This window comes from Bacteroides sp. RCH18 (assembly GCF_058231005.1).
Window position 1 is genome coordinate 3739073 of sequence record NZ_JBIPTC010000001.1, and the last position, 22956, is coordinate 3762028.

The following is a 22956-nucleotide window of genomic DNA, read 5'->3' on the forward strand; positions in this document are numbered from 1 at the left end:
GGCTGACCTTGAATGACGGGGTACGCTCCTGCCTGAAAGGCGAGAGGTACCATACACTGTCCCCCTGTCTTCTGACAGGCGAGAATCCCGCCCGCCCGAGGAAATCCTCCAGCGGAATCTTCTTTACTTCCTCGATGTTCATCGCTTGCTTGTTTTACAGGTTATTTAAAAGGCGGCCATGAGAGCGGGTCCAGCAAGGCACCGTCCTTCCTTAACTCAAAATGCAGGTGGTTGCCAGTCGCCACCCCCGTATGTCCGACATCCCCGATATGCTGCCCGATACGGACATGAGTGCCCGCCTTTACATGCAGCCCGCTCATATGCGCGTACAGTGTCGAGTATCCTTCCGCATGCCGGACATGCACGAACCAACCGTAACTCCGGCTGTAACGTGCCTCGATGACCCTGCCGTTACCCGCACTGTACACGGGGGTGCCACAGGGAGCGGCCAGGTCCACCCCCTGGTGGAACAGCCTCCTTCCCTTTACCGGATGTACCCTCATACCGAACGTGGACGAGACCCTGAAACGGGTGTATCTTCTGTCAAGGGGGAAGAGTATGGGATAATCCGTCAGGGGAATAAGACCACGTTGGGCCATTCAAGTAACCGTTCACTTCTCGGCAGTACCGGTGGAATGTTCCTTTAACAATTCACCCTTGTTTCCGCCAGCCGTACCGTTCTCCCTCACACAGGAGGAGACTGACAAAAGGTGACAAAACATGACTATTAATGACAACTTTCTCATAATCAGAATATTTTAAGACGAAGATAGTAATTTTATCTCCCGAAACGATTTATCCACTTTAAAATTTAACAGTATGGAAGAGGTAAAACCGGCTGCCACAGGCAGCGAAAACGCCACTCAGGAACAGGGTTACCTGATGGCTTACGACAAGAAGGAGCAGAAGGCGAAAGGTGTCAAGGGCATCGCGGCAAACGGAGAGTTGGAGACGCTCGAGGCCAATGAAACGAACAAGAGCCAGTTTATCCGCGTGGACCGGCATGGAAATTTCTTCACCAACTTCGGGAAGAACTTCATGTACCAGTACAACCATCCGACACGCTATGCGCTGTACCGGATGGAGGAGAAGACCCCGGTGGAGGAAGCCAAGCGTAGGATCGAACAGGCCCAGCTCCCCGAGAACGAGTCCTTAAGACGCGAACTCTCCCGGGATAACCGGATCTACAACAACCACCTTTTCAACGAGCGCGAGATCAACTGGCAGCAGGCCGAGCGTTACGGGCTCGCTCCGGACGTACTCAAACAGACGGGCGACATGGAAAGGCTGTTGCAGGGCAGACAGTCCGGCATAGCCTATGACATCTCCATGAACACTGAGCTGGGACGCCAGAAGGGGGATGCCAAGCTCTCGCTCTTCCGCGACGAGAACGGCCTAGCCAAATTCGACCTGCACTTTATCCGCCAGGCTCCTAAGGTGGGACAGGAATACCGGGGATACAAGCTGGAGGAGGACGTGCTGGACGCCTTGAACCGGACAGGCAACGCCGGAAGGCTGGTAGACCTGGTCGTCGACTTCCGCAGCAAGGAGACGAAACCGTGCTACCTTTCAAAAGACCCGGTTACCAACGAGATGTTCTTCCTCCCAGCGGACCAGGCTCGCTGCCCCAAGAAAATCAAGGATTACACGCTCTCGCAACAGGAGTACGCCGACTACACGGCCGGCAAGGAGGTACCCATCGAGTTCAAGTCCTCAAACGGAAAAATCCTGCGTACCTCCATCCAGATGAGCGCCGCCGAACGCGGAACCGAGTTCCTGTGGGAAAGAAGCACGAAGAAGCCAGAGAAAACACAGAAGCCTGAAAAGAGGACCTATGCGCGCAAATCAAAGATAACCCCGAAAATGTAACGGCATGGCATCCATAAAAGACAACATGGAACAACTGGAGGAGCTGTTCAGGCAGGACAGCGGAGGGTGCCTGCTCATCGGGTACGAAACCGGCATGGACAAGCCCCATGCCGCGATTTCCTACCAGCTTTACCCTGTCAATCCGGATCAGGACGGCATGACCTACCAGTTCCTCAGCCTGCTGCATGTCGGGATGGAGACCGCCCGGATATCGGCCTTCGTCCCCGATACCCGTCTGGAGATCTACCGCTTCCCCCGTATGTCCGATGTCCCTTCCATATCCCGGGACATTCCCGTGAAGGAATACATCATAGGCAAACTGCTGCCCCATATCCAAAGGTGCGGCCTGGAACCGGTGGTGAGCGTCAACCTGCGTGACGCGGTGTTTATGAGATCCGTCTTGAAACGGTCCATGGAACCGGGCGGACGGCTGCGGCTGACGGCCGCAGAGATCGACCGCCTGGTGGATTTCCGCCGACAGCAGGAAGAGAAGGCGCGGCTATACGGCTATGATCCCGCCTACAGGCTGCCCCTGCATATTGTGGAAACATCAAGGGGTATACTTGTTTTCAGTGACGGGCTGACAGGAAGGAAAGGGCTGGAGGAATTCTACCAGCACCTGGCGGACAACTACTGGCAGATACACAGCGAACCGGGACCGGTCAAACAATATGACATGCATTCCGTTCCGGCAAATCTGGCTCTGCTGATTGACGCCTGCTGCAGGAAAGATCCCGATACCGGGAGATACGTGTACGAGTTCACGAACTCCCCGGTACGGGCAGACCTGCCCGATGAAAGAAAACTGAAACTGGTCTTCTTTACCGACATGACACCCTGTGCGGAAGGATACCGCAACCTCACGGAATTTTCCGGATGCGGAATGAACAGATGCAACGCGGATATCTACCGGCTGCTCTCCCTTACCCGGCACTTCGACCGGCAGCTCATTCTTGATCCAGCCTTTTCCTACCAGCATCAGTTCCGGAAGTTCGTGGAACGCATGGACAGCTTTCTCCGGGGAAATCCCGGCGGCGATGACATGGGAAAGATACTGGACGACATGCACGACAAGGCGAGAGGTATCCTAAAAACGGATTTTGACGTAAGGGGGCACCGCACCCTGGAGCGGCTCCTGAATGACCGCAGCGTGCCGTTCCTCATCGGGGAACACGAGGCCGATGACACTTTGAGAAGGGCGCTGCTCGAAGGGAGATGGATTTACTTCCCCGGACTGTCGGCAAAAATGCCCGGACTCCGTTACATCCATGCCGATAAGACCTGCGACCGGGTCATGGCCTATAAGAATCCCCCGGGACTCAAGCCTGTATACCAGGTCAAGGACGGCAAGATCGTCCCTTATGAGGCGGGGGCAGTAAAAACGGATAAAGCGCGGGCAAAGAGAAACGGGAAGAGGAACGGGAACAATTTAAAGTTATAGACATCATGGAACAGACCTACACAGCGATAGAGACCCTGGGCGGCTTCCTCGCCTTTACCGACACGGCGGAAGGCAGGAGAAAGCTGCGGCAGTTCCTTCAACAGACGGCTGACGCCTATTTCAATCCGGCATTCAATTCCGGAGCGTTACGTGTATACAGGGCCGAAGGGGAACTTGGCAACCGCCCCTGGGTCAACCCGGGGAGGATGCGGCCGGACGAGTACCCCTATGGTCCGAAGCCTCATGGCAGCCGGATGGAACTCCTCTACAGCAATGAGATGAGGCCCACTGCGGAGGACTTCCGCAGTTTCTGCCATAACGCGGGCTGTGAGATAAGTGCCCGCAACGTCAATATTACGGACACCCTGGATGCCTTGGAGCGTTATGATCGCCAGGCGGAGGAGTTACAACGGATACCCGCAAAATCCGCCTGCGACAGGGAGAATTTACTGCAGACCCTCGAGACCAGGAGGCAGCTGCAGAAACTGATGGACTCCGCCTATGATGTCCGGGGACACCGGACGGCCGGGAGAATACTAGACGATCCGGCGGAGCGCGTCATCCTGGAAGGAGTCCCTCTCTACGGACCTCATAGGAGCGTACTGAAAGAGGGCTTCGGGCTGTATCTGCCGCAAGAAAGCGGGAACAACCCCTCGCATGCCTACGCGTGGGTGGACCAAGCTACAGACCGGATCATCTTCGGTGGCAACCCGCCAGAGGACCGGAAAACCGTCAGGATCAGACCGGAGGTTGAGAAGAGGCTGTACAGCCCGCTAGGAAAAACACGTAAAAGGACCGGGATACGTCCCAAAATGTAAAATAAGAAACATATGACAATGGAAAAAAACAACAGGACCGCCCCCTTGAAAGTGGTGCTCCGAAAACACGGTTACCTGCTGTTCTCCGGCAGCAGGACCGGTGAGGAGGCCCTCAGGGGATATCTCCAGCGTGCCGCTGACAGGTACTTCGAACCGCATGCCCATGACGGGGCGCTGGAGATCTATGAGTACTCCGGGCGGCGCAGGGAGCTGATGCCCCATATCAACGGTGGCGGACATGGCATGTCCTGCCGGGAAGGAACGGGAAAGGCGGAATACATTCCACGGGAGGCCCTTCCCGCCGGGTTTACCGATAGCCTCGAGCCAAGACTCTACCACGCGATGAACCCGACAGCCGACGAATACCGGGGACTATTCTCCAAAGTGAGGGGATACACGGGCTTCGAACTCTCTTCCAGGGGAGAGAACGAGGACATATACCGCCTGCTATCGATCAGGGAGCGCGGCTACATGAATATCCATGACCGGCCGTTCACCTATTACAGAGAGCTGCTTCCCCTGGCCGAACGGTTCGAAAAGGTGACGCAGGTGAAAGCCGCGGAGCTGTTTGACCCGCAGGCTTTCAGGGAGCTTTCATCCCAGATAAGGAAAAAGGCGGACGATATCCTCCGCCGGGACTTTGACGTAAGGGGGCACCGGTCGCTGGAGAAATACCTCGGCAATCCCGACACCGCCCTGCTTGTGGGAAACGTGAGGCTGGAGAACGAACAGTTCAGAGTGCTCTCCGAAGGCCACGCCCTGTACCTGCCGGAGAATGACCGCCCCGCCTCACGGCACCTGCTCTACTGCATGGCGGATTTTACACGGAACAAATTGCTGGTATCCGGTGAACCGTTCCCTATCAGGACATACCGGGTAAAGGACGGCATCCGTCATCTGGCAGGGCAGTGTGAGAAGGCATCAGAGAAAAGGAAAAGGGCCGGACGGAAAACTTCCGGTAGAAAATTATAAATTAAAACAGTACTACCATGTATATCGGATTCATATTGAACGGCAGGAACGAGCTGGAATACTGCCGAATGCTGTCTTCTGACGTAAATGACCTGGACCGCCGGTTCGGGGAGTTCTGTTTCAGTCAGGTCAGAGGACAGCTGAAAGGGGCCTACCTGCCCGAGGAAAGGATCTACTGTATCGAGGCCGTCGGTGAAGATGGCAACCGGGTGGAACCCCTTGTGCGGGATATAATTGACAGAGGCGCGTGGCCCTCCGACGACTACCAGAGACTGCGGGATATCGGATTTGTCCATGAGACGGCCGACTCCTACAGGAGGACCGACAGCCGGGACTTTATCGTCGGCGAGCTTGAAAGGACAATCCACAACGGGAGGGCGGGCAGGCTGCTGGAAGCCTACCACGACTTCCACCGCAACCGTGAGAAGGATACCGGCAACCGTGTACTCACGGCTATACAGACCGGACAGGGCGTGCTGCTCTTCGATGACACAGGCCGGGGACTGGAGCGGGCGGAGAGCTATCTCCAGTATAATGCGGACAACTTCTTCAGCTCGATACACCGGAATACCGACAAACTGGGCGTCTATTATTTCAGCACGGACAATGCGAGGCTGGTGGAAAAGGCGCGGGAGTGCGGCAGGATGTTCACCCCTGATGACCGGTGCCGTTTCATTCCCGCCAGGGCGGAATTCCTCCGGACGGACATCCTGCGGGGATGCAAGCCCGCCGTGGAGTGCGACATGTCCCCCGACCTCGCCCGATACCGAGAGATGCTGAAGACATTCAAGCTCAGGGAAAGTGAGACTCCCTTCAACATCGGCATACTGGACAGGCTGTGCAGGACGGGAAATCTTGACGAGATGCCAGAAAACAGAAACTTCAGGCATTTCTGCAGCTTTTCCTCTCTGCGCTCGCAGATGAACCATTCCTTCCTCTCCTCACAAGCGGACACGCTGCTCGGGAGCTCTATGAGACAAGCCGTCAGCGATACGGCATGGCGCATCCTGCAGAACGAATACGACGTGCGGGGATATGAATTGCCCACCTCGGATACGAGGTGCAGACGGGAAAAGAAACCGGAAAAGATAGGTAAAAAAACTAAAATAGGAAGATAATATGGTCTCATGGTTGGAAAAGCTGGGACTGCAAAGAACGCGTCCCCAAAAAGAAGAACTAAAGGACTTCTGTCTGGAACTGTGTCCAGACAACCGGATAGCTTCCTTCATGATAACGGACCATACACCCCGGAGCGGGAACCCCTTCATCCGGTTCATCAAAGAAGCGGCCCGTAAAGCCGTACTTGAGGAAGCCCGAGGTGTCCCCGACAACCTGCTGCTCTTCTATGCCGGCATCCGGAAAGAGGAGCTGCCCCCTTCCAACGGACTGTTGGAGAAGGAACCCAGGCAGGTATGGCGCTTCATCATCGAAAACGGCGGGATCACGGACGACAACTCCGTCCCGCTGCGACGGGCCGCCTATCTGGAGGCACACGGTGTGGAAACGGACCGCAGGAACCTGGAGGGGCTGGAACACTCGCCTGGCTACAAAGATTTCGTGGCACACGAGACCGCACGGGAACGTATCCTTCAAGGAAAGACCGCCCGGTTCCTCGTGACCGCCGTAAAGACAGACCAGGGTGTCAGGGTGTTCAACAGGGGACTGCATGGCCCGCGCCACCTGCGTGAATACCTACAGGAAATAGCCGACAATTTCTACTCATCCTGTGGAAAGGGACTGGGGACATTGTCCATATTCCGCATCGAGACCTCGTCAAAACGGCTGATGGAGATGTCCCGGCAACCCGGAAGGTGTTTCCCTGCCTCCCAGCCCGGACTGGAAGTGTTCGGAAATTACCGTCCGGTAGCCTTCTTCGACCTGTCACCCACGGCAGCCAACCTCGACAGGTTCATTACGGCCGGCTCCCTGGAACTTTCCAGACGCAACCTGGATATCATGACCCTGCAGGACATCGCAGAAAAAGGATACGCCCACCTGGCGCTGGAGGAACCGTTCCGCTACAGGAGGGAGTTCGCCCCCGTGGAAAAAGAACTCGGAAGGCTATCCAGGGAAAAGGAGCTCCATCCGGACTTTCCTCTCGGAGAGAGGATGGCGGAGCTCCGGGAGACTTCCAGAAAGATCGCTGCCGCCCTGTTGGTAAGAGAGGGAGTCCGGACAGGGATGCCATGGTCAGAAACGAGGTATGCCGACAGGATATCACGCATGCTGGAGAGTCCGGCGGATACCCCCAGGGGATCCGATACCGGCAAAAAGAGAAAACAACCCTCTTCCAAACGGAAACATGCCGCAGGAAGACAAGTAAAACTGTAAATTGTAAGCATATATGACAACCAACAAACCACTCACCCCGGAAGTGCCCGTCGATATGGGCCGCCGCGCTGTCGGCCGGCGGGCATTGATGCGAACACTGAGGGACATCTTCTCGTACCGTAACCCGCTACGGCAGTTCATGGACGCCTACCGCTTCAACGTCATCCGCTGGAGTGCGTCCAATCTTAGGGAACCGACACCTGGAAAACGTATCAGGCTGTTCCTCGGCACCAGAAATCCGCTGCGGATTCTCCGCGACAACTTCCGGCAGAACCGCGCGGACCTGACAGCGGACTGGGAAAGGGCGGTCATCGGCCGTATCAACCTCTCGCTGGAAGAGCTGGGGAGCATCCCGCTGCATTCCAGGCCCCGTGACCTTGCCAAAAGGCTGGACCGTGTCGGAAGGATGATAAACCGGATGAACGGCTATGAGCGTTGTCCCAGCCTGCTCACAGAGAGGCTGCTGCTCTCCACCTACAGGTATATATTCATGGCTCCCCATGACAGGCGGTTCGGCGCCCTCTGTCCGGACGGGATCTGCGGGATGCTGCGCCAGAACGGCGTACCGCCGGAGAGCCTGTATTACCAGAACTACGAAAGCCTGCTGCAAGGAAGGGAGACGGTCATCTACGAGTTCGCCTCTGGCGGGAAAGGGCAACAATATCTGCGTCCCCTGGAACATGTGAGGCTGGATGCCGGCCCGGGCGGGTATGACATGTTTCCCGCCCGCCGGCCCGACAGCCCGAAGGTCACTTCCATTTCCCAAGGGGCGGAAGAGGCTGTACCGCTCTCCGAAAAGGTGGAAAAAAACGGGAGGAATACCGCAAGGGAGAAGAGAACGGTCCGGAACACAAAAGTCAAAAATACAAAGGCCAAAAACAAAGGCATAAGAATATAATTAATTATTTACCTGATAAAAACAAAAATTATGAGAATCGTACTTACAGACAAGCCAACCATGGCAAGGAGCATCGCCTCCGTACTGGGCGCCAACGAAAAGGCGGAAGGATATCTTTATGGCAACGGGTATGCTGTCACATGAACTTACGGCCACCTGCTGGCACAGGCACCGCCGTCCGTTTACGGGCCCACTCGTGTGGAACGGCAGGCGCTTCCCCTCATTCCGGTCCCGTTCCGCCTCGTTGTCAGACAAGTCAGGACGGAGGAAGGGTATGTCACCGACCCGGTAGCCACCCGGCAGTTGGAAGTGCTCCGCGGGTTGCTCGAAAACGCCGACGCTCTGGTCATAGCCACGGACGCGGGGCGTGAAGGAGAACTGGTCAGCCGGTATCTCCTGGACTATCTCGGTTACCGTAAACCGGCCCTGCGCCTGTGGATATCCTCCCTGACGGAAAAGGCCATCCTGAATGGCTTCAAAAATCTGAGAGAGGACGGTGACTTGGACAACCTCGCCCTGGCGGCGAGGGCACGCAGGGAAGCGGACTGGATACTGGGCGTGAACGCGAGCATCGCCCTGGGGATAGCCACCGGCATGGGCAACCACTCGCTCGGACGGGTGCAGACGCCCACGCTGGCACTGGTCTGCCGTCGTTATCTTGAGAACAGGGATTTTGTGCCCGTGAGCTTTTACCATCTGCGGACCGGAGTCTGCAAGGACGGGCAGAAAGTTCTTTTCACGCGTCCTTTCCGGTATGAAAGGAAAGAGGATGCGGAAAAAGCCCGGGCCGGACTGGAGGGCGAAAGCCGCTGTACGGTCCTTGCCGTGGAAAAGAAAGAGAATATGGAGAAGCCGCCTCTGCCGCATGACCTGACCGGTCTGCAACAGGAGGCCAATACACGTCTAGGCATGGCAGCCGGAGAGACCCTCTCCGTCGTCCAAAGGCTCTACGAAAGAGGATACGTCTCATATCCGAGAACCAGATGCCGCCACATTCCGGAAGATATCTTCGAACAGGCACCCACGCTCGTCGCCTCCCTTAAAAGACATCCCCAGTTTGGAAGGCACGCAGAAAGGCTGCTCGAGAATGGTCTGAACCCTCATGCTGTGGACGGGAACAGCGTAACGGAACACCATGCCCTTCTCATTACGGGAGAGGTGCCCGAAGGGCTCTCCCCGGACGAGCAGAACATCTACTCCTTGATCGCCGGGAGGATGCTGGAAGCATTTTCCGAAGGATGTGTTAGGGAGAACGTACGTGTCAGGGTCGATTACGGCGGAATGGAATTCGAGACCGAAACCTCATGTGTGAAGTACCCGGGATGGCGGGACATTTATAACGGACCGGACATGGTGGAAGAAAGCAACCCCTTGCCACAGTTCCATCAGGGAGAGACACTGGCGGTACTGGAAACAGAAATACTGGAAGACAGTACAAAGCCGCAGCTACCATTCACGGAAGCCGGACTGCTGGCTGCCATGGAAAACGCCGGCGGCACGGTGGACGGTGAAAGCAAAAAGAAAATAACGGAGAGGTGCGGGCTCGGGACACCGGGCACCCGTGCGGGAATCATCGACCTGCTGGTGGCCCGCCGGTACGTAGAGCGTATCGGAGGCCGTCTCATCCCGACGGAGAAGGGGCTGGAGATATACGGTATCGTAGGAGACAAGCTAATCGCCGATGCGGCTATGACGGCCGCCTGGGAAGAGGCACTGCGTGAAATCGAGGAAGGAAGGCTCAGTGCCGGGAAGTTCATGAAGGGTATCCATGAGTACGCACGGAAAATCGTATCGGAACTGCTCGCCCTGCAGGTCAGGAACCCGGGCGTGGCAAGGTGCGCCTGCCCGAAATGTGGAACAGGAACAGTGACACTCTACGACAGGGTGGCCAAATGCGGAGATCCCGACTGCGCGTTCCATCTTCCGCGCATGTTCAACGGACGGGAGATGGCAGACGAAGAGATGACACGGCTGATGGCAGGGGAAGCTACCCCCTTCCTGAAATTCATCACCAAGGCGGGAAAACCCTATGAGGCGTCGCTCAGAATGGACGAGAATTACAAGGTAGAGATTACATTCAAGGACAGAAGACCTGAAGGATAGCGGACTGCCAGCATTCACCATAGCTGTAATTTAGATGGCAAGCATCGCTTGGGAAAGATTCATTTCCGGTCAGTTTCCAGAAGACAGGACCGAGATTTCCCTTGAATGTCTAGAGGCGCGCCTTATATGGTAGGAAACAGACAAGCCGAACAGGCTGCCAACAAAGGGTATAGTGGTTTACGACAGCCTTTTGGGAAAAGCGACCGGCCATTAGAGACAATACATGACTATGCATGACACAAAAAAGAAATGCCTTCATCTTCAATATCTTGCACCTGAATTTACTAAAAACATTAAATTATGGAAATAATAATTATGGAAACAAGTGCTTATCTGGAATTAAAACGACAGCTTAGCACACTGTCTGTACAAATGGAAGAATTCAACCGGAAAACTGCTCCGCCATCTCCGGATAAATGGATTGACGCGCAAGAGGTGTGTCAGGCTCTGGGTATCTCAAAAAGATGTCTTCAGGCACATCGGAACAGGGGATTGATACCCTGCTCCCATATCGGTGGAAAATATTTCTACCGTGAAGCGGATATACAGAAAATACTGGAAGAAGGTTTAATAAAAAACAGAAAATAACAGATGGCAGAAATCATTTCCAAAGATTCGGAAGAGTTCAAGGAACTCACCGGATGGATCAAGAGAACCGGAAGAGCGCTGGAAAAAGCAACGGCACGAATACGCCCGGGCATAGCCGATGAACATTATCTCTCAGGAGAGGAAGTCTGTGAGAAACTGCATATCTCCAAAAGGACACTGCAGGCCCTCAGAGACGAGAAAGCGATTCCTTATACCTCCGTCACCGCGGCAGGAGGTAAACTGCTCTATCCGGAAAGCGGATTGTACGAGGTTCTAAAAAAAAATTACAAGGACTTCAGAAAGTATATAAGATAAATAACGTATACTTTACATGAAAAAAACTCCTTCAGCAACTTTGGGCCGAAGGAGTTTTTTCATACCTAGTGGTTTCTTTAGTTGGTAAGCCGGTATACGTCACCGATCTTCATACACAGCTTGTCCGTGTCTTCACCGACTTTCGGATTGATCAGCTCGGCATAAATTTGGGTAGAAAGGATGGATTTGTGCCCCAACACTTTCTGCAGGGTTTCCAGCGGCATCCCTTTTAAAATGGCCAGAACAGCAAAGGTGTGACGCCCGATGTGCGGGGTTATCTCGGTCGAGCAGCCGCACTTTCTGGTCAGAACCCTCAGGCTGGATACCATGGTCTGGTATTCGCCTACGGGAAACACCTTGTCAGGCGAACTTTTCTTTTCATTCTCACCCTTGTACCTGTCGACCAGTTCGATAGCGATAGGCAGCAGCTTCACCACATAGGCCACACCGGTTTTTATACGGTTGCCCATCAGCCATGTTCCACCCTCGGAATCCGTATGGATATTCTTATACGTGATCTCCTTCAGATCCGCATACGCCAAACCAGTGAAGCACATGAATAGGAACATGTCACGGATGGTACGCTGGCGCTTGTAATTCAACTTGACATGGATGATACTTTGCAAATCTTCCTCGGTGAGGAAAGAACGCCGCTTGTATTCGGGCAGGCAGTCGAAACCGATGAATGGATGAAGCCTTATCCAGCCTCTTTCCTGAGCGGTATACATCAGCCATTTCAGGGTGTTGACCCGGCAGAAAGCCGTCGAGCTAGCCAAAGCGCATGTTCCGAGCATCCAGTTGTAATAGTCCTCGATGAACTTCTTGTCAAGGTCAGCGATGGCTATATCCTCGATACGCCTCTTCTCTTTGAGAAAAAGCAGTAGATTGTTGTAGTCTGCCACCAGCCCGCGGTAGGTACTTGCCGCCTTTTCTTTGCCCACCTTTTCCTTGTAGGAGGCAAGCTCCTCCCTAAACAGCCCCATAAGGGTGTGATAACCATCTCCAAAACCAAGATAACGATTATAGACACTTTTAGCAGTCACTAGACTCTCATGGTCACAGATATACTGGTAATGCCTTGTTATCTGGGCCTTGATATGATCAAGCTCTTGATTCAGCCATCTGGCCTCGTCGGACTTCCCCTTCGCTCTATTGGCTTTAGCATCCCATAATGCCAGTGAAACTTCCCGCTTACAACTGAAGCAGGCAGTAGTCTTATTGATGGTTATACGTCCCATGATGGGGACCCTACCATCTTTCAACGATTGGTTCTTGGTATAAAACAACACGGAAAATGTACTTCTCATAAACTCGTTTCTTTTAGTTACAAAATTAATAAATATCGAGCTTTTTGAAGTTATGAAAAGCAACGCAATGCATTGAAAAATAGCCGTTTAATCTCTATAAAATATCCGTATTTGCAGGGTAACGGATAAGTAACGGAAGTCGCAGCAAAACATCTCCTATAATGCTCGCTTTCTCTACCATCAACCAAAATCAAAAAATGATAACTCTTTGATTGTTAATTGGTTTTCGCTACCTTCGTAAATTGTGAAAAAATACTTAGTTTCATTCCTTGAAACCAATGGTTTCAACCTTTGAAACTAAAAGTTTCAAGCGTCTGAAACTTTTTGAAACAAATTGAGACTGATAAATAAGTCAATAGTATCATTAATTCCCCCTTCCCGAAGGAGGAGATTTAAGATACCACCGACTTTTTAGTCGGCCTTAAAATGATGTAGGAACTTAAATTCTGTTGAATGATCTTCTGCAAATTAGAACATGAACATAGCGACTGCTACAATACGGTTGTTGCTGACGGAGTGGGTGTCTATGATTTTACCATCCGATTTATCCAGCTTGCCGTACCATGCCGAACTCAATGTATACTCAACTCCGAACTTCCAGTGAGGAACGTTGTAGGTAAGTTCAGCTCCGGCAGTTACCAGTTTATCGAGGTTGGTTCCTGTACCATAGAGTTGTTCAGAGACTAATTCGTCGCTTGTTCCTAAGTTTTTGGCGTATCCTACAAAGATTCCCGGTTTCCATTTCTGTCCGTAGACCACATTCAGCCAGGAACTGGAGAAGCGTATCGGAGTGTATTCCTGCTCTTTTGTCTTGTTGTCTATGTGCTTAATTCCAAATCCTCCCAAACCGGATGCTTGTGTCAGGTTGGAACCTAATACGCTCTTGGCGCCGATGAACCAATTTTTATTGGTATATTTTACATGAGCCTCATAAGAGAGGGTAGTGATACGTTCGTCTACTTTGTACGTATGTGGGATTGATATAGTACTATTGGTGGTCGGATCAAACGTCTTTTCTTCCCATGAAGATTGAGTACGTGGCTTTAATGAAATCATTTCAATGCCGGCACCCGCCAGAAATCCTCCGTTTTTGTAATCTGCTCCGACATAAATCTCAGGGATATTGCTCTTCTTTATGTATTCCTGACTTTTACCGGCAGGTCCTTGTGACAGATACTGAGACTGCCATACCAACGCTCCGGTCAACTGAAAGTGTTTGTTGTTGAAGCGGTAACGAATCTGTGGTGCACGGCTGAACGGCTGGAACGGTGCTCCTACGGAAAGATTAAGAATCTGAGGAGAAACATCACCGAACAACGGATGCCATGTCTGACCTACCAGCACAGCCGACTTTCCCCAGTCCAGGTTAAAGTATGCATGGCGCAGACGAATGGTGGAGTAAGAAGTTCCCGACCCGCGGAAGTCCACTTCCACTTTGGCGGATGTCTTGGCTGTTCCCAACTTCGGGCCTGCCACATCCAGTCCCAAACGGGAGTATAATGTATAGAAATTACTGTTCGATGTAGCGTTCAGGTCTTCACCATTGCCGTCGAGCACTTCATCTTTGGGATACATGTAGAACAATCCGTCTACAGTTTCCTCGTTGGCACGGCTGTTATAGTAGAAGTCCGTGCGAATCTGTCCGTAGAATTTGAATTTAAAATCCTTTAATTGTGCGAAACTACTTGATAGTGTCATCAAGCAGAGAGATAATAGAATGTATTTTTTCATAATGTGCTTGTTAATAAACGGGCGCAAAATTACATAAAATAACTGATTCTCAATCTACCGTTGATTAAAAAAGGCACTGACAGCCTGATAATATTTGCTGATATTCGTACTTTTATGAATCGCTTTCAGTACTTTTCTGTCGGTTTGGGGCGCCAGGTATTCCCAAAAGGTCTTCATTTTAGTCAGTAGCTGTCCCTCTCCTCCTTCCAATAGTACGTCGTAATTGTTGTACACGCTTTTGTGCATGGATTTCAGTCTATCCCTCATTTCATCGGGCGCGAGCGTACGGTTTTCTTTGTATTCCAGTGCTAAAGCCGGATTTGCCAGTAGTCCGCGTCCTATCATGATTCCCGCCAGTGAGGGGAATTGTGCGCTGATACGTTGAATATCTTCCAAATTATGAATGTCTCCATTGTAAACAAGCGGAAGCTGACAGACCTCCCGGAAAGCTGAGAATCCTTGCAAGTCTGTTTCTCCTTTGTAACCTTGTTTGCCCAGACGGGGGTGCATGGTGATCTGGCGCAGAGGCAGGTCATTCAGTATGGGGGCGAGTGCCAGGCATTCATCCGGCTGTTCCCATCCCAGTCTCATTTTGACGGAGAAGCTGATTTGCGGATATCGGGTGACAATGCTGAGCAATGCTTTCACCTCTTCGGGATAAGGAAGGATGCCGGAGCCGTTATGACGTTTCGCCAGAAGCGGGAACGGACAGCCTAGGTTTATATCCACTTCCTGATATCCTTTTTCGATGAAAAGGGATAAAATCACTTCTGCTTTCTCTGCCGATGAGGCTATCAACTGAGGAATCAGGTGGGGCACCCCATTGTTCTCAGGTTCGATTCCCCGGACATCTCTGCGACGGAAGTTACCTTTTTCCAATCGTACGAACGGAGTATAATAGGTGTCTACACCGCCGAAGAAGGCGTCATGTGCATTGCGATAAATTGCTTCGGTGTAACCTTGCAGCGGAGCAAAATGGATGGGTAGTGTATCTTGCATATCTTTTAATTTGCTGCAAAGATACGGAAAAGTAAAAGAGAGGAACCTCCCGGCCCCTCTCTTTTGGGTGTTAAATTGATTAAAGTCTGATTTTCATATACGTTTTTAACTGAAGGTTAGAAAAATCGTGCGGGTGATTGGTTGTTATTTAAGTGCGTTGAGCCATCCGGGTACATAGCCCAGACGTTCCCGCAATTGTGCCTCGTACAAAGATTCGGGGGATACCTTCATACCGGTACTTTCTTCGTATGTGACTTGTTGCTGCTCTTTACCGGAGAATTTCACGTTCATACCATGTGTACCGACTACGATAGGCGGGAAAATCTTCCACCATGTATCGCTGTCGCTCCACCATGCGAAGTTAGAAGCGTGAGAGTCCGTTCCGGTCACATTCGGATTCCACAGGGTGAGGTCGCCCAGGTGATTGGGGACTTCATTTTCATCGCCTCCTGCGCGGTAGTATACAAGTCCGCCGCTGCAATTGTCTATCAGCGTGGCACGGGGCTGTGTGGCGTGGGATTCGAAACAGGCGTCATTGCCCCAGGTTACGTTCCATAATACGGTTCCTACACTTGGCTTCGATACGCCGCAGCCGTGGAACTGCCCTTGACAACTCTTTCCGTATACGTCATTTCCTGCGCTTTCATCGCGGACTTTGCCGATAAAGACGCGTGAAGAACCTTGCGAACGTACGGCTGAATGTCCGCGTTTTCCACTGATACGGATATCGTATGCCGAGCTGTTGGCAGATTCGGCAAAAGTAAGCGCTTCGCTGACACTCTCGAAGTGGACGTTGCGTACCCATGAATTGACTACACGTTGCAGCAGCAGCGGTTTATAGGCTCCGTCGTATTGCCAGCCTACTTTAGCCTGTTCGGCGTGTCCTTCTCCGTGATGGGCGTAGCCGTCCAATGCGTTTCCTACGAAGCTGAGGTCTTCTACACCGACATTCTCCAGATATTTGTACGTGCGGATTTCCCATCCTTCTGTATCGTTATACTTGATGTCGATGTCGTGCATGATCGGTTCGTAGAAAGTGATCTTGCCGTTTGAGGCGGATTTCACCTGATGAAACTCGGTGATTTTGACGCCATACAGGTCGTCGGAGCTTTGGTTGATGGAGATAGGGGCTTTCGCTATCGCCCAGTTCTCGTTGAGGGCAATCGGACCGATCTCTTTCTTTACCAGTTCCCTGTCTCCGCTGCGCAGACGCAGTTGTACCCACTGACCGGAGGAGATTCCGGTGGTTCCGCTGACTTGCACGGTAAAGTCTCCGCGCTTGGCATTCTCGGTTACGGAAGCGAGCTTGGGGGAGTTACCGGCATTGTTCGGACCGTTGGTGTGCTTGATTGCCAACAGTATAGGTGATGAACTGAGGTTACTGATACTTGTCGGCAGATTAGGCGTTTCCATGATCAGACGCGTCTTGTCGGGACCATCGCCTTTGATCACAAAGTTACCGCCATAGATTTCAATGCCACTGCTGACATTGTTGTTTTTCGAGTCAACGGCGTCCTTCTGCTTGCTTTCGTCGCGGGTGTTGTCGTCGTCGTTGTGAAGAACGTAGTTGCCTGCGGGGAAATAGATTACAATCCTCGCGTTGGCGTTCAGCTTGTTGGTTCCGTTTACTCTTGTCATACCTTTCTCTTGCAGGATGCTGATCAGCGCTTCACGGGCGGTCATGTTCTTGGCGGTCATGCGCTCTTTTACGTTGATCACTTGGTATCCTAAAGAAAATGCGCCTTGCGGCGCACTTTCTCCATGATTATATCCGGCATACGAATAGTCGAGCAGCACATTGTCCTCTCCCTGCCTGAAGCGTTGCCAGGCTAAAGCCGAGTTGGCATCTATCTCCGTGGTCAGCAGTTTTACCGGAAGTTTCACTACCCGGCAGTAGCCTTCTTTCGAGAATATCTTGATGTATATCTGTTCTTCGTATTCTTTCCCTTGCACGTTTGTCTTTGGAGCGGTGACGATCAGTTTGTTTTCCGTCAGTTTCACGCCCCATGTCTGGTTTTCGATGGTGGCTGTTTCCACATTGGCTTGTTCTACAAGGAATTCCTGCTTTTGTCCCAGACCGAAAGTGGCTGTGCCTTCATACTTGATTGTCAGGTAGAAGTCTTTTCCGTAGATGGGGACTTTTACTTGGCTGTTGTCGGCACGGATGGTAAAGGTGATCTGTCCGGTCGCTTCGTCGATGGTTACGTTGCTGAACAGGGAACTTGCGTTGGCAACGGCTTGTGTTCCGTCGGCAATCTGGTTGTTGCCTAGTTTGTTCCAGGTACTTCCGTTGTCGATAGAGATCAGCCAGAAACCGTTTGCATCTACTTTCAGTTTCGGGGTTACGCCTGCTGTTCCCGCTTCGGGGATGGCGCTTACCGGTTTGTCGTTAACGAGCAGTTCGGTGGTCATGTCGTTGATGGTATATGCCCAGTGACCTGACGCGTTGACGCTGAACAAAGGCATATCGTTTATGTCTACTTTGCCGCTGTATATGGTTACAGTTTCGCCGTTACTCAGTTCGATGGTATAGTTGTCCTGCTCATCCTTGCTATATCCCACCACCAAAATCTTACCTTCAACCATCTGCTGATAGTTGCTGATGTCCGAGTTCATCTGTTCTATGCTTGCTTCCAGATTGGCTACCCGTTCTTTCAGGTTGTCAATGTCGGAGCGCAGATCATCCCGTTCGTCGCACGAGTAAAGTGCGACGAGGAGGGTGATACATATGATTGATATTACTTTTTTCATACGTTAGTCGGTATTAGTTGGTTGCACCGTATTCGGCATATTCTGCATTCGGAACGAAGATACCGTTGGCGAGGTCGAAGGTGCCGCCGTCGAACGGATTTGCTTCTGCCAAAGGAACTACAGTGTTTGGGTATCCGGGGGCGGCGGTTCCTCCGAACGGATTGAGGTTGATTACAGAAGTTCCGTTGTTATAGCGAATATTATCTGCAAATGTTAATGTTCCGATAGCTCCATCTCCTACATTTATTAATGTGGCGTTTTTATTTCCAAAGTTTGCGTTATAGAAGAATAAGAGGTTAGAGAAAGTAACATCGTTATTTACGTTTGCTCTTACAAGGGACTGAGAACTAGAGATAAAATTGATGAATGTATTATGGCTGATTATCACTTTTGAATCCAAATTCTGTCCTTGTGCAAAGAGCAGACAACCGTTAATCGTATATTCTATTGTAGAAGGATAAACTACGTTGTTTTCGAACGTTACAGATGTGCATGTGAGTCCCTTGGTGAAGTTTAATACGCGTGAAGCTGTCCAATCTTTAGTCACATTAAATTTAACTAAGCTCTTAATGATAGAAATATTTTCAGATACGCCTGCATTATCGGCTGCACAATTAACCAGATTTCTGGCTTCATACACAGAAAATTCGCTATTACTGAATGCCAGATGAGAAAGATTACCTGTAATTGAGAATACATAGTTGGCAAGTGTGCTGGCATCCATGTTGATATTCATAATGAAAGCTCCCTTAGCACTTGCTGTTCCTAAGATAATAGGTTTGCTGACAATACATTTAACCTTTTGCTCTGCATTGTCTCCGATAAGAACTAGGTTATCGAGAGTTCCGGTTCCAGTATACGTAATTTCAACTCCCGGTTTGATGAAGTAAACTCCTGCCTGGCTGATTTCCTTGCTTTCAGACTCGGAAGTAATCAAGGTTGCTTCTCCATATCCATCTGCGCCATCTTTTTGTATTTTGATTCCGTTTATTTCGATAGTTCCTCCTGCGTTGTAAAGTTCGTAGTAGCTGTCAACTACCTCTACAGCCTTCACCTGAATCTTGGCAACCGCCCAACTGGCACCCTTATTAACCTGCACTGTTACGTCGGAACCGTTATCCGCCGTTGCACGTGTACTCATTGCGTTTGCCGGAGCTGTAATGCTCAATGTAGCTACATTGGTCGTTTCATCCGCTTCGCTCACAGTAGCCACCCATCCGGCAGGAGCAGTAACGATAATGTTTTCACCTTTCACTTTTACAGTCGTAGTGGCAGTCTTGCCATAGCCTATTTCCCAGTATCCGTTCTTCATTCCGGTTTCCGGTTCGGTGATTTCGCAAAGCAAGTCTTTTACGATAGGGATAGAGATGGCTTCCGTCTGTCCTTTCAGTTTGACAACGAAGAATTCCCCGGTTGAATCTACGTATACTTCCTCAAAGAAAGAGTCTGCACTGCTTCCTCCGGAACCATTGCTGACTGCGGATACCTTTTGACCGTCTGTATCGAGTACGTCTTCCCAGCTGGTTCCGTTATCATAACTTACCTGCCAGAAACTTCCCTCGTCCGTAATCCGGAACTTGGGAGCTATACCATCCTTACCGGGAGTGCCCACAGCCTGAACAGGTATGCCATTCTGCATCAATACCTCACCGTTCACTACCCATTGACCCTCGTCATTGACAGTAATCTCAGGATAAGCAACTTCTCCCTTCGAGCCTTGTGTCAGTGAGATGGTTTCTCCGTTACTCAGTTTCAGTTTATATGTACCGTCTGTATTCGTCACTTCTGTGATAGTCTGACCACCTTCAAGCAGTCGCTTGATAGCTGTCATGTTATCGTTCAATAGACTGACTTGCGCTTCCAAAGACTCTACGCGGTCTTTCAGATTGTCAACATCGTCTCTCAAGTCGTCTGTATCGCACGCTGCCAATGCAAACAGCGCAAATGCGGTTAACATGATTGATTTAAAGTAATTCATAGATATAATGTATTAATTATTATTTTATTCGTTTATTGTTATTCCACTACGTTTACCACCATGTGGTAAGTAGTCGTGGAGGAATGATCGATATTGGCATTACGAGCGAGGAATGTCACGTTGTAGATACCAATTTGATTGTAGGTATATGTGTACTTATCCAGACGCTGGGTAATATCCTTTACTTTCGTTCCCTGATCGGGACTGCAAGAGTTAACGGTAATCAGATCGGAAACCAGCCAGCTGTATTTCAGCGGATCGTTGGCATTCGTACTATGGATGAAGAAGGAGCCGCCGCCTACACCTGTCAGGTTCCAGATACCGGATACGTTATTGGTAACTGTCCCGTATTCACGGTCTTTGGTCATGCTGGTCTGATCCTTCAGATTCCATTTGTTCTTCATATTGATCGGAGTAAAGCCGAAAGAACCGGCAGAATATTCTGCTTCCTGTCCGCTCGTCATCACATTATTGATGCGCATCCGCTCAAAGTACATCTTGGATTGTGCCACTGTATTGTCAATGCCACGGTAGCAGATAGCGATTGCAATCCGTTTGCCCATGTATTCTTTCATATCAAAACTGTATGGAGTGGCAAGATCGGCATTGCCTACCGCTGCTGTCGGGAATGCGGACTGCGGAACCAGTTCTTTCCATTTACCGTCTTTCTCAAATTGCTCTACAAGCAAAGAGTCAGCTTCGAAATTATCCTTGTATAATCCGGTGAATTCGTCGGAGATATATACGTGTTTCTCCAATGTCGTGCTCGGGTTACCGTACTGGAACCAGATAGAGAAGTTCAGCATAGACGACTTGATCTGTGAAGGATCAATCGTTTCGCGTTCGCGATATTCGTATTTGCTGCCCGCTTCTCCACTGAAGAATGTCAGGAAGTCCGGATCGCCCGAAAGGATGAACTCTATCGGAGTACCTTTTTTGGCAGTAATGATCTGTCCGTCGAAGCTTACATTCTCGTTGGTCGCTACTTTTACGTGCAGACCTACCGCTTCGTCCAGCCCGTCGCTGCAAGCCCCAAAGAAGAGGCTTGCTATACAGATGGCTATGAGTTTATATGTTTTCATAATCTATGATACTTTTATCGATGAATACTGTGATTACCAACCCGGATTGTTCTGTGTGATATCTTTGTTCACACTCATTTCCGCATCCGGAATCGGGAAGTAGTTGTAAGTGCTGGAGATGTTGAAGTAGGTATATACGTTGGTAGGTCCCTGCGTCCAGTTGTTGCCGGATTGTGCTTCGGTTACCAATGCTCTCATATTCTTCACATACTCACCCCAGCGGATCAGGTCGAAACGGCGGGTGTATTCGAAACAGAGTTCCATGGCACGTTCGTCTTTCACGGTCTGGCGGAATTCTTCCTGCGTCATGTCGGGAAGCTCGTTCAGTCCGGCACGTTCTCTTACTTCCTTCATACATTGGTAAGCCAGAGTGGTAGGGCCGTTGTTCGCTTCGTTTTCCGCTTCTGCGATCATCAGCAGTACGTCAGCATAGCGCAGGATCGGGAAGTTGATAGACGTATAGTTCTTGTCTTTCTTATCCGCTTCGTATTCACGGCGGTATTTGCCGCACATACGGCTGAAGTTCTTGGTGGCTGTGGTCTTTTCTGTGTCATCTGCGTACTGGTAAGTTCCGCGTTGCTGACCGTATTGAGACATTACTTCAGCAAGTTTGCCCTGCTCAAATTCACGATGGGTAACGCCTGTATTCTTGCCTCCGGCTTCTTTGTATTCAAACGGAGCGATACTCCAGTTGAAACGTTTGGTATCCCCGTTGTTCACATAAAGGTTGTACAGTTTCGGAGTGCTGTAGATAAAGGCATAGCCATATCCGGGGTCTTTGGCTCCCGTCACATCGCTTTTGGAGGACAGATCCGGACCGGCCAGTCCGATGATGTTACCGATACGGCCTTCGGCTTGTGTATCCGAAGTGTTGTTTCCTGCAAATTCGGCTTCCCAGATGCTTTCGTTGGCAGTGGTGTTATACTTGTCGGAACACATATCGATGAAAGGGTCCCAGTAGTTGGCAGCCAGTTTGTGACCGGCAGTCATTACTTTCTGGGCGTAGAAGCTGGCTCTTTCGAAATAGTCTTTCTTTTCGGCCTGTGTGGCATTGCGACCTTCACGGTAATGCTCGCCTGCACGGAACAGATATACACGTGCCAGTATGCCCCATGCGGTAGACTGAGAGATACGTCCTGGCTTGTAAGCAAGATCGGAGGCCGATTTCAGACCAGTCTCGGCGGCATCTGCCATTTCGGAGATGATGAAGTCATAGATTTCCTGCTTGTCCGTACGCGGGATATTCAGGTTGGTAACGCTTTGGGTTGAAACTGTTTTGAAAGGAACATCTCCCCAGCACTCTACCAGATTGAAATAATAGAATGCACGCAGGAAGCGGGCTTCGGCGATGTACTGTTCTTTGACGCCTGCATCGAAACCGTTTACTTTGTCGATGTTTTCGAGGAACATATTGGCACGGTTGATGCCTGAATAGAGGGCATACCAGAAGGCAGTCACGGCGTTGTCACTGGTGGTGGCGTTGTTGCAGATCAGTCCGGTAGATGCGGGACCGCGTCCGCTACCTCCGTAGTGGGATAAGTCGTCACCGGCTACGAGGTACATATAGTCGCCGCCGTAGAAAGTAGGTTGCGACAGTATGGCGTAGATGCCTGTCAGGAAGGAGTTGGCTTCAGCGGGGGTGTTGAAGTAGTTCTCCGGCGTCAGTTTGGTAGGTTCTTTGTCCAGAAAGTCACAGGATGCCATGCTGAAACCTGCCAATAGAGCTATGATTGTTATTTTTAATGCTTTCATAATCGAATACTTTTTTCTAAC

Annotated in this window: 19 protein-coding genes; 11 read left to right on the top strand and 8 right to left on the bottom strand. The window is 51.0% G+C overall.

Annotation, left to right across the window (positions count from 1 at the left end; translation table 11 throughout):
* Positions 1-161 precede the first annotated feature (161 nt).
* Positions 162-599 carry a M23 family metallopeptidase gene (locus tag ACHLI0_RS14580; protein WP_490749481.1) on the bottom strand — a complete coding sequence of 146 codons (438 nt, stop codon included), beginning with the start codon at positions 597-599 and terminating at the stop codon, positions 162-164.
* A gap of 220 nt (positions 600-819) precedes the next feature.
* On the opposite strand from ACHLI0_RS14580, the gene ACHLI0_RS14585 reads away from it, so the two are divergent.
* From ACHLI0_RS14585 to ACHLI0_RS14635, 11 genes are all read left to right on the top strand, one after another.
* On the top strand, positions 820-1869 hold the full coding sequence (locus tag ACHLI0_RS14585; protein WP_490749482.1) for a DUF4099 domain-containing protein: 1050 nt from the start codon (positions 820-822) through the stop codon (positions 1867-1869).
* Positions 1870-1894: 25 nt separating this feature from the next.
* Positions 1895-3310 carry a DUF6047 family protein gene (locus tag ACHLI0_RS14590; protein WP_490749483.1) on the top strand — a complete coding sequence of 472 codons (1416 nt, stop codon included), beginning with the start codon at positions 1895-1897 and terminating at the stop codon, positions 3308-3310.
* A 5-nt stretch (positions 3311-3315) separates the two neighbouring features.
* Positions 3316-4128 carry a DUF6047 family protein gene (locus ACHLI0_RS14595; RefSeq protein WP_490749484.1) on the top strand — a complete coding sequence of 271 codons (813 nt, stop codon included), beginning with the start codon at positions 3316-3318 and terminating at the stop codon, positions 4126-4128.
* A gap of 12 nt (positions 4129-4140) precedes the next feature.
* Entirely contained in the window at positions 4141-5100 is a 960-nt protein-coding gene (locus ACHLI0_RS14600; RefSeq protein WP_490749485.1) for a DUF6047 family protein, read from the top strand.
* A gap of 17 nt (positions 5101-5117) precedes the next feature.
* Positions 5118-6218, top strand: coding sequence for a DUF6047 family protein (locus ACHLI0_RS14605; RefSeq protein WP_490749486.1), 1101 nt, complete (start codon positions 5118-5120; stop codon positions 6216-6218).
* A gap of 1 nt (position 6219) precedes the next feature.
* Complete coding sequence (locus tag ACHLI0_RS14610; RefSeq protein ID WP_490749487.1) at positions 6220-7431, top strand: DUF6047 family protein; 1212 nt, start codon at positions 6220-6222, stop codon at positions 7429-7431.
* Between the two features lie 13 nt (positions 7432-7444).
* The gene (locus ACHLI0_RS14615) at positions 7445-8329 is read left to right on the top strand and encodes a phospholipase D-like domain-containing protein (RefSeq protein WP_490749488.1); all 885 of its coding nucleotides are present in this window, start codon (positions 7445-7447) and stop codon (positions 8327-8329) included.
* Positions 8330-8359: 30 nt separating this feature from the next.
* Positions 8360-8473 carry a DNA topoisomerase III gene (locus ACHLI0_RS14620; RefSeq protein WP_490749489.1) on the top strand — a complete coding sequence of 38 codons (114 nt, stop codon included), beginning with the start codon at positions 8360-8362 and terminating at the stop codon, positions 8471-8473.
* A 54-nt stretch (positions 8474-8527) separates the two neighbouring features.
* Positions 8528-10432, top strand: coding sequence for a DNA topoisomerase (locus tag ACHLI0_RS14625; protein ID WP_490749490.1), 1905 nt, complete (start codon positions 8528-8530; stop codon positions 10430-10432).
* Between the two features lie 420 nt (positions 10433-10852).
* Positions 10853-11020 carry a helix-turn-helix domain-containing protein gene (locus ACHLI0_RS14630; protein WP_490749595.1) on the top strand — a complete coding sequence of 56 codons (168 nt, stop codon included), beginning with the start codon at positions 10853-10855 and terminating at the stop codon, positions 11018-11020.
* 3 nt (positions 11021-11023) lie between these two features.
* Complete coding sequence (locus ACHLI0_RS14635; RefSeq protein WP_490749491.1) at positions 11024-11335, top strand: helix-turn-helix domain-containing protein; 312 nt, start codon at positions 11024-11026, stop codon at positions 11333-11335.
* A gap of 77 nt (positions 11336-11412) precedes the next feature.
* On the opposite strand, the gene ACHLI0_RS14640 is transcribed toward ACHLI0_RS14635, so the two are convergent.
* The 7 genes from ACHLI0_RS14640 to ACHLI0_RS14670 form a co-directional block, all read right to left on the bottom strand.
* On the bottom strand, positions 11413-12642 hold the full coding sequence (locus ACHLI0_RS14640) for a site-specific integrase (protein WP_490749596.1): 1230 nt from the start codon (positions 12640-12642) through the stop codon (positions 11413-11415).
* Positions 12643-13110: 468 nt separating this feature from the next.
* Positions 13111-14373, bottom strand: a complete 1263-nt coding sequence (locus ACHLI0_RS14645; protein WP_490749492.1) for a DcaP family trimeric outer membrane transporter — start codon at positions 14371-14373, stop codon at positions 13111-13113.
* 54 nt (positions 14374-14427) lie between these two features.
* The gene (locus tag ACHLI0_RS14650; protein ID WP_490749493.1) at positions 14428-15372 is read right to left on the bottom strand and encodes a tRNA-dihydrouridine synthase family protein; all 945 of its coding nucleotides are present in this window, start codon (positions 15370-15372) and stop codon (positions 14428-14430) included.
* 144 nt (positions 15373-15516) lie between these two features.
* A complete protein-coding gene (locus ACHLI0_RS14655; RefSeq protein ID WP_490749494.1) occupies positions 15517-18123 on the bottom strand; it encodes a BT3328 family hyaluronic acid endo-lyase in 2607 nt (868 codons plus the stop codon).
* A 13-nt stretch (positions 18124-18136) separates the two neighbouring features.
* The gene (locus ACHLI0_RS14660; protein WP_061473276.1) at positions 18137-20101 is read right to left on the bottom strand and encodes a DUF4988 domain-containing protein; all 1965 of its coding nucleotides are present in this window, start codon (positions 20099-20101) and stop codon (positions 18137-18139) included.
* A gap of 38 nt (positions 20102-20139) precedes the next feature.
* A complete protein-coding gene (locus ACHLI0_RS14665; RefSeq protein WP_011108772.1) occupies positions 20140-21183 on the bottom strand; it encodes a DUF5017 domain-containing protein in 1044 nt (347 codons plus the stop codon).
* 33 nt (positions 21184-21216) lie between these two features.
* Positions 21217-22935, bottom strand: coding sequence for a RagB/SusD family nutrient uptake outer membrane protein (locus ACHLI0_RS14670; protein ID WP_055219273.1), 1719 nt, complete (start codon positions 22933-22935; stop codon positions 21217-21219).
* Between the last annotated feature and the right edge of the window lie 21 nt (positions 22936-22956).

Bases quoted from the DNA above. Each gene is read 5' to 3' on its own strand.
- ACHLI0_RS14620 (WP_490749489.1), top strand. From the start codon at position 8,360: ATGAGAATCGTACTTACAGACAAGCCAACCATGGCAAGGAGCATCGCC.
- ACHLI0_RS14650 (WP_490749493.1), bottom strand. From the start codon at position 15,372: ATGCAAGATACACTACCCATCCATTTTGCTCCGCTGCAAGGTTACACC.
- ACHLI0_RS14595 (WP_490749484.1), top strand. From the start codon at position 3,316: ATGGAACAGACCTACACAGCGATAGAGACCCTGGGCGGCTTCCTCGCC.
- ACHLI0_RS14640 (WP_490749596.1), bottom strand. From the start codon at position 12,642: ATGAGAAGTACATTTTCCGTGTTGTTTTATACCAAGAACCAATCGTTG.
- ACHLI0_RS14590 (WP_490749483.1), top strand. From the start codon at position 1,895: ATGGAACAACTGGAGGAGCTGTTCAGGCAGGACAGCGGAGGGTGCCTG.
- ACHLI0_RS14655 (WP_490749494.1), bottom strand. From the start codon at position 18,123: ATGAAAAAAGTAATATCAATCATATGTATCACCCTCCTCGTCGCACTT.
- ACHLI0_RS14635 (WP_490749491.1), top strand. From the start codon at position 11,024: ATGGCAGAAATCATTTCCAAAGATTCGGAAGAGTTCAAGGAACTCACC.
- ACHLI0_RS14605 (WP_490749486.1), top strand. From the start codon at position 5,118: ATGTATATCGGATTCATATTGAACGGCAGGAACGAGCTGGAATACTGC.
- ACHLI0_RS14610 (WP_490749487.1), top strand. From the start codon at position 6,220: ATGGTCTCATGGTTGGAAAAGCTGGGACTGCAAAGAACGCGTCCCCAA.
- ACHLI0_RS14670 (WP_055219273.1), bottom strand. From the start codon at position 22,935: ATGAAAGCATTAAAAATAACAATCATAGCTCTATTGGCAGGTTTCAGC.
- ACHLI0_RS14600 (WP_490749485.1), top strand. From the start codon at position 4,141: ATGACAATGGAAAAAAACAACAGGACCGCCCCCTTGAAAGTGGTGCTC.
- ACHLI0_RS14645 (WP_490749492.1), bottom strand. From the start codon at position 14,373: ATGAAAAAATACATTCTATTATCTCTCTGCTTGATGACACTATCAAGT.
- ACHLI0_RS14580 (WP_490749481.1), bottom strand. From the start codon at position 599: ATGGCCCAACGTGGTCTTATTCCCCTGACGGATTATCCCATACTCTTC.
- ACHLI0_RS14665 (WP_011108772.1), bottom strand. From the start codon at position 21,183: ATGAAAACATATAAACTCATAGCCATCTGTATAGCAAGCCTCTTCTTT.
- ACHLI0_RS14660 (WP_061473276.1), bottom strand. From the start codon at position 20,101: ATGAATTACTTTAAATCAATCATGTTAACCGCATTTGCGCTGTTTGCA.
- ACHLI0_RS14615 (WP_490749488.1), top strand. From the start codon at position 7,445: ATGACAACCAACAAACCACTCACCCCGGAAGTGCCCGTCGATATGGGC.
- ACHLI0_RS14585 (WP_490749482.1), top strand. From the start codon at position 820: ATGGAAGAGGTAAAACCGGCTGCCACAGGCAGCGAAAACGCCACTCAG.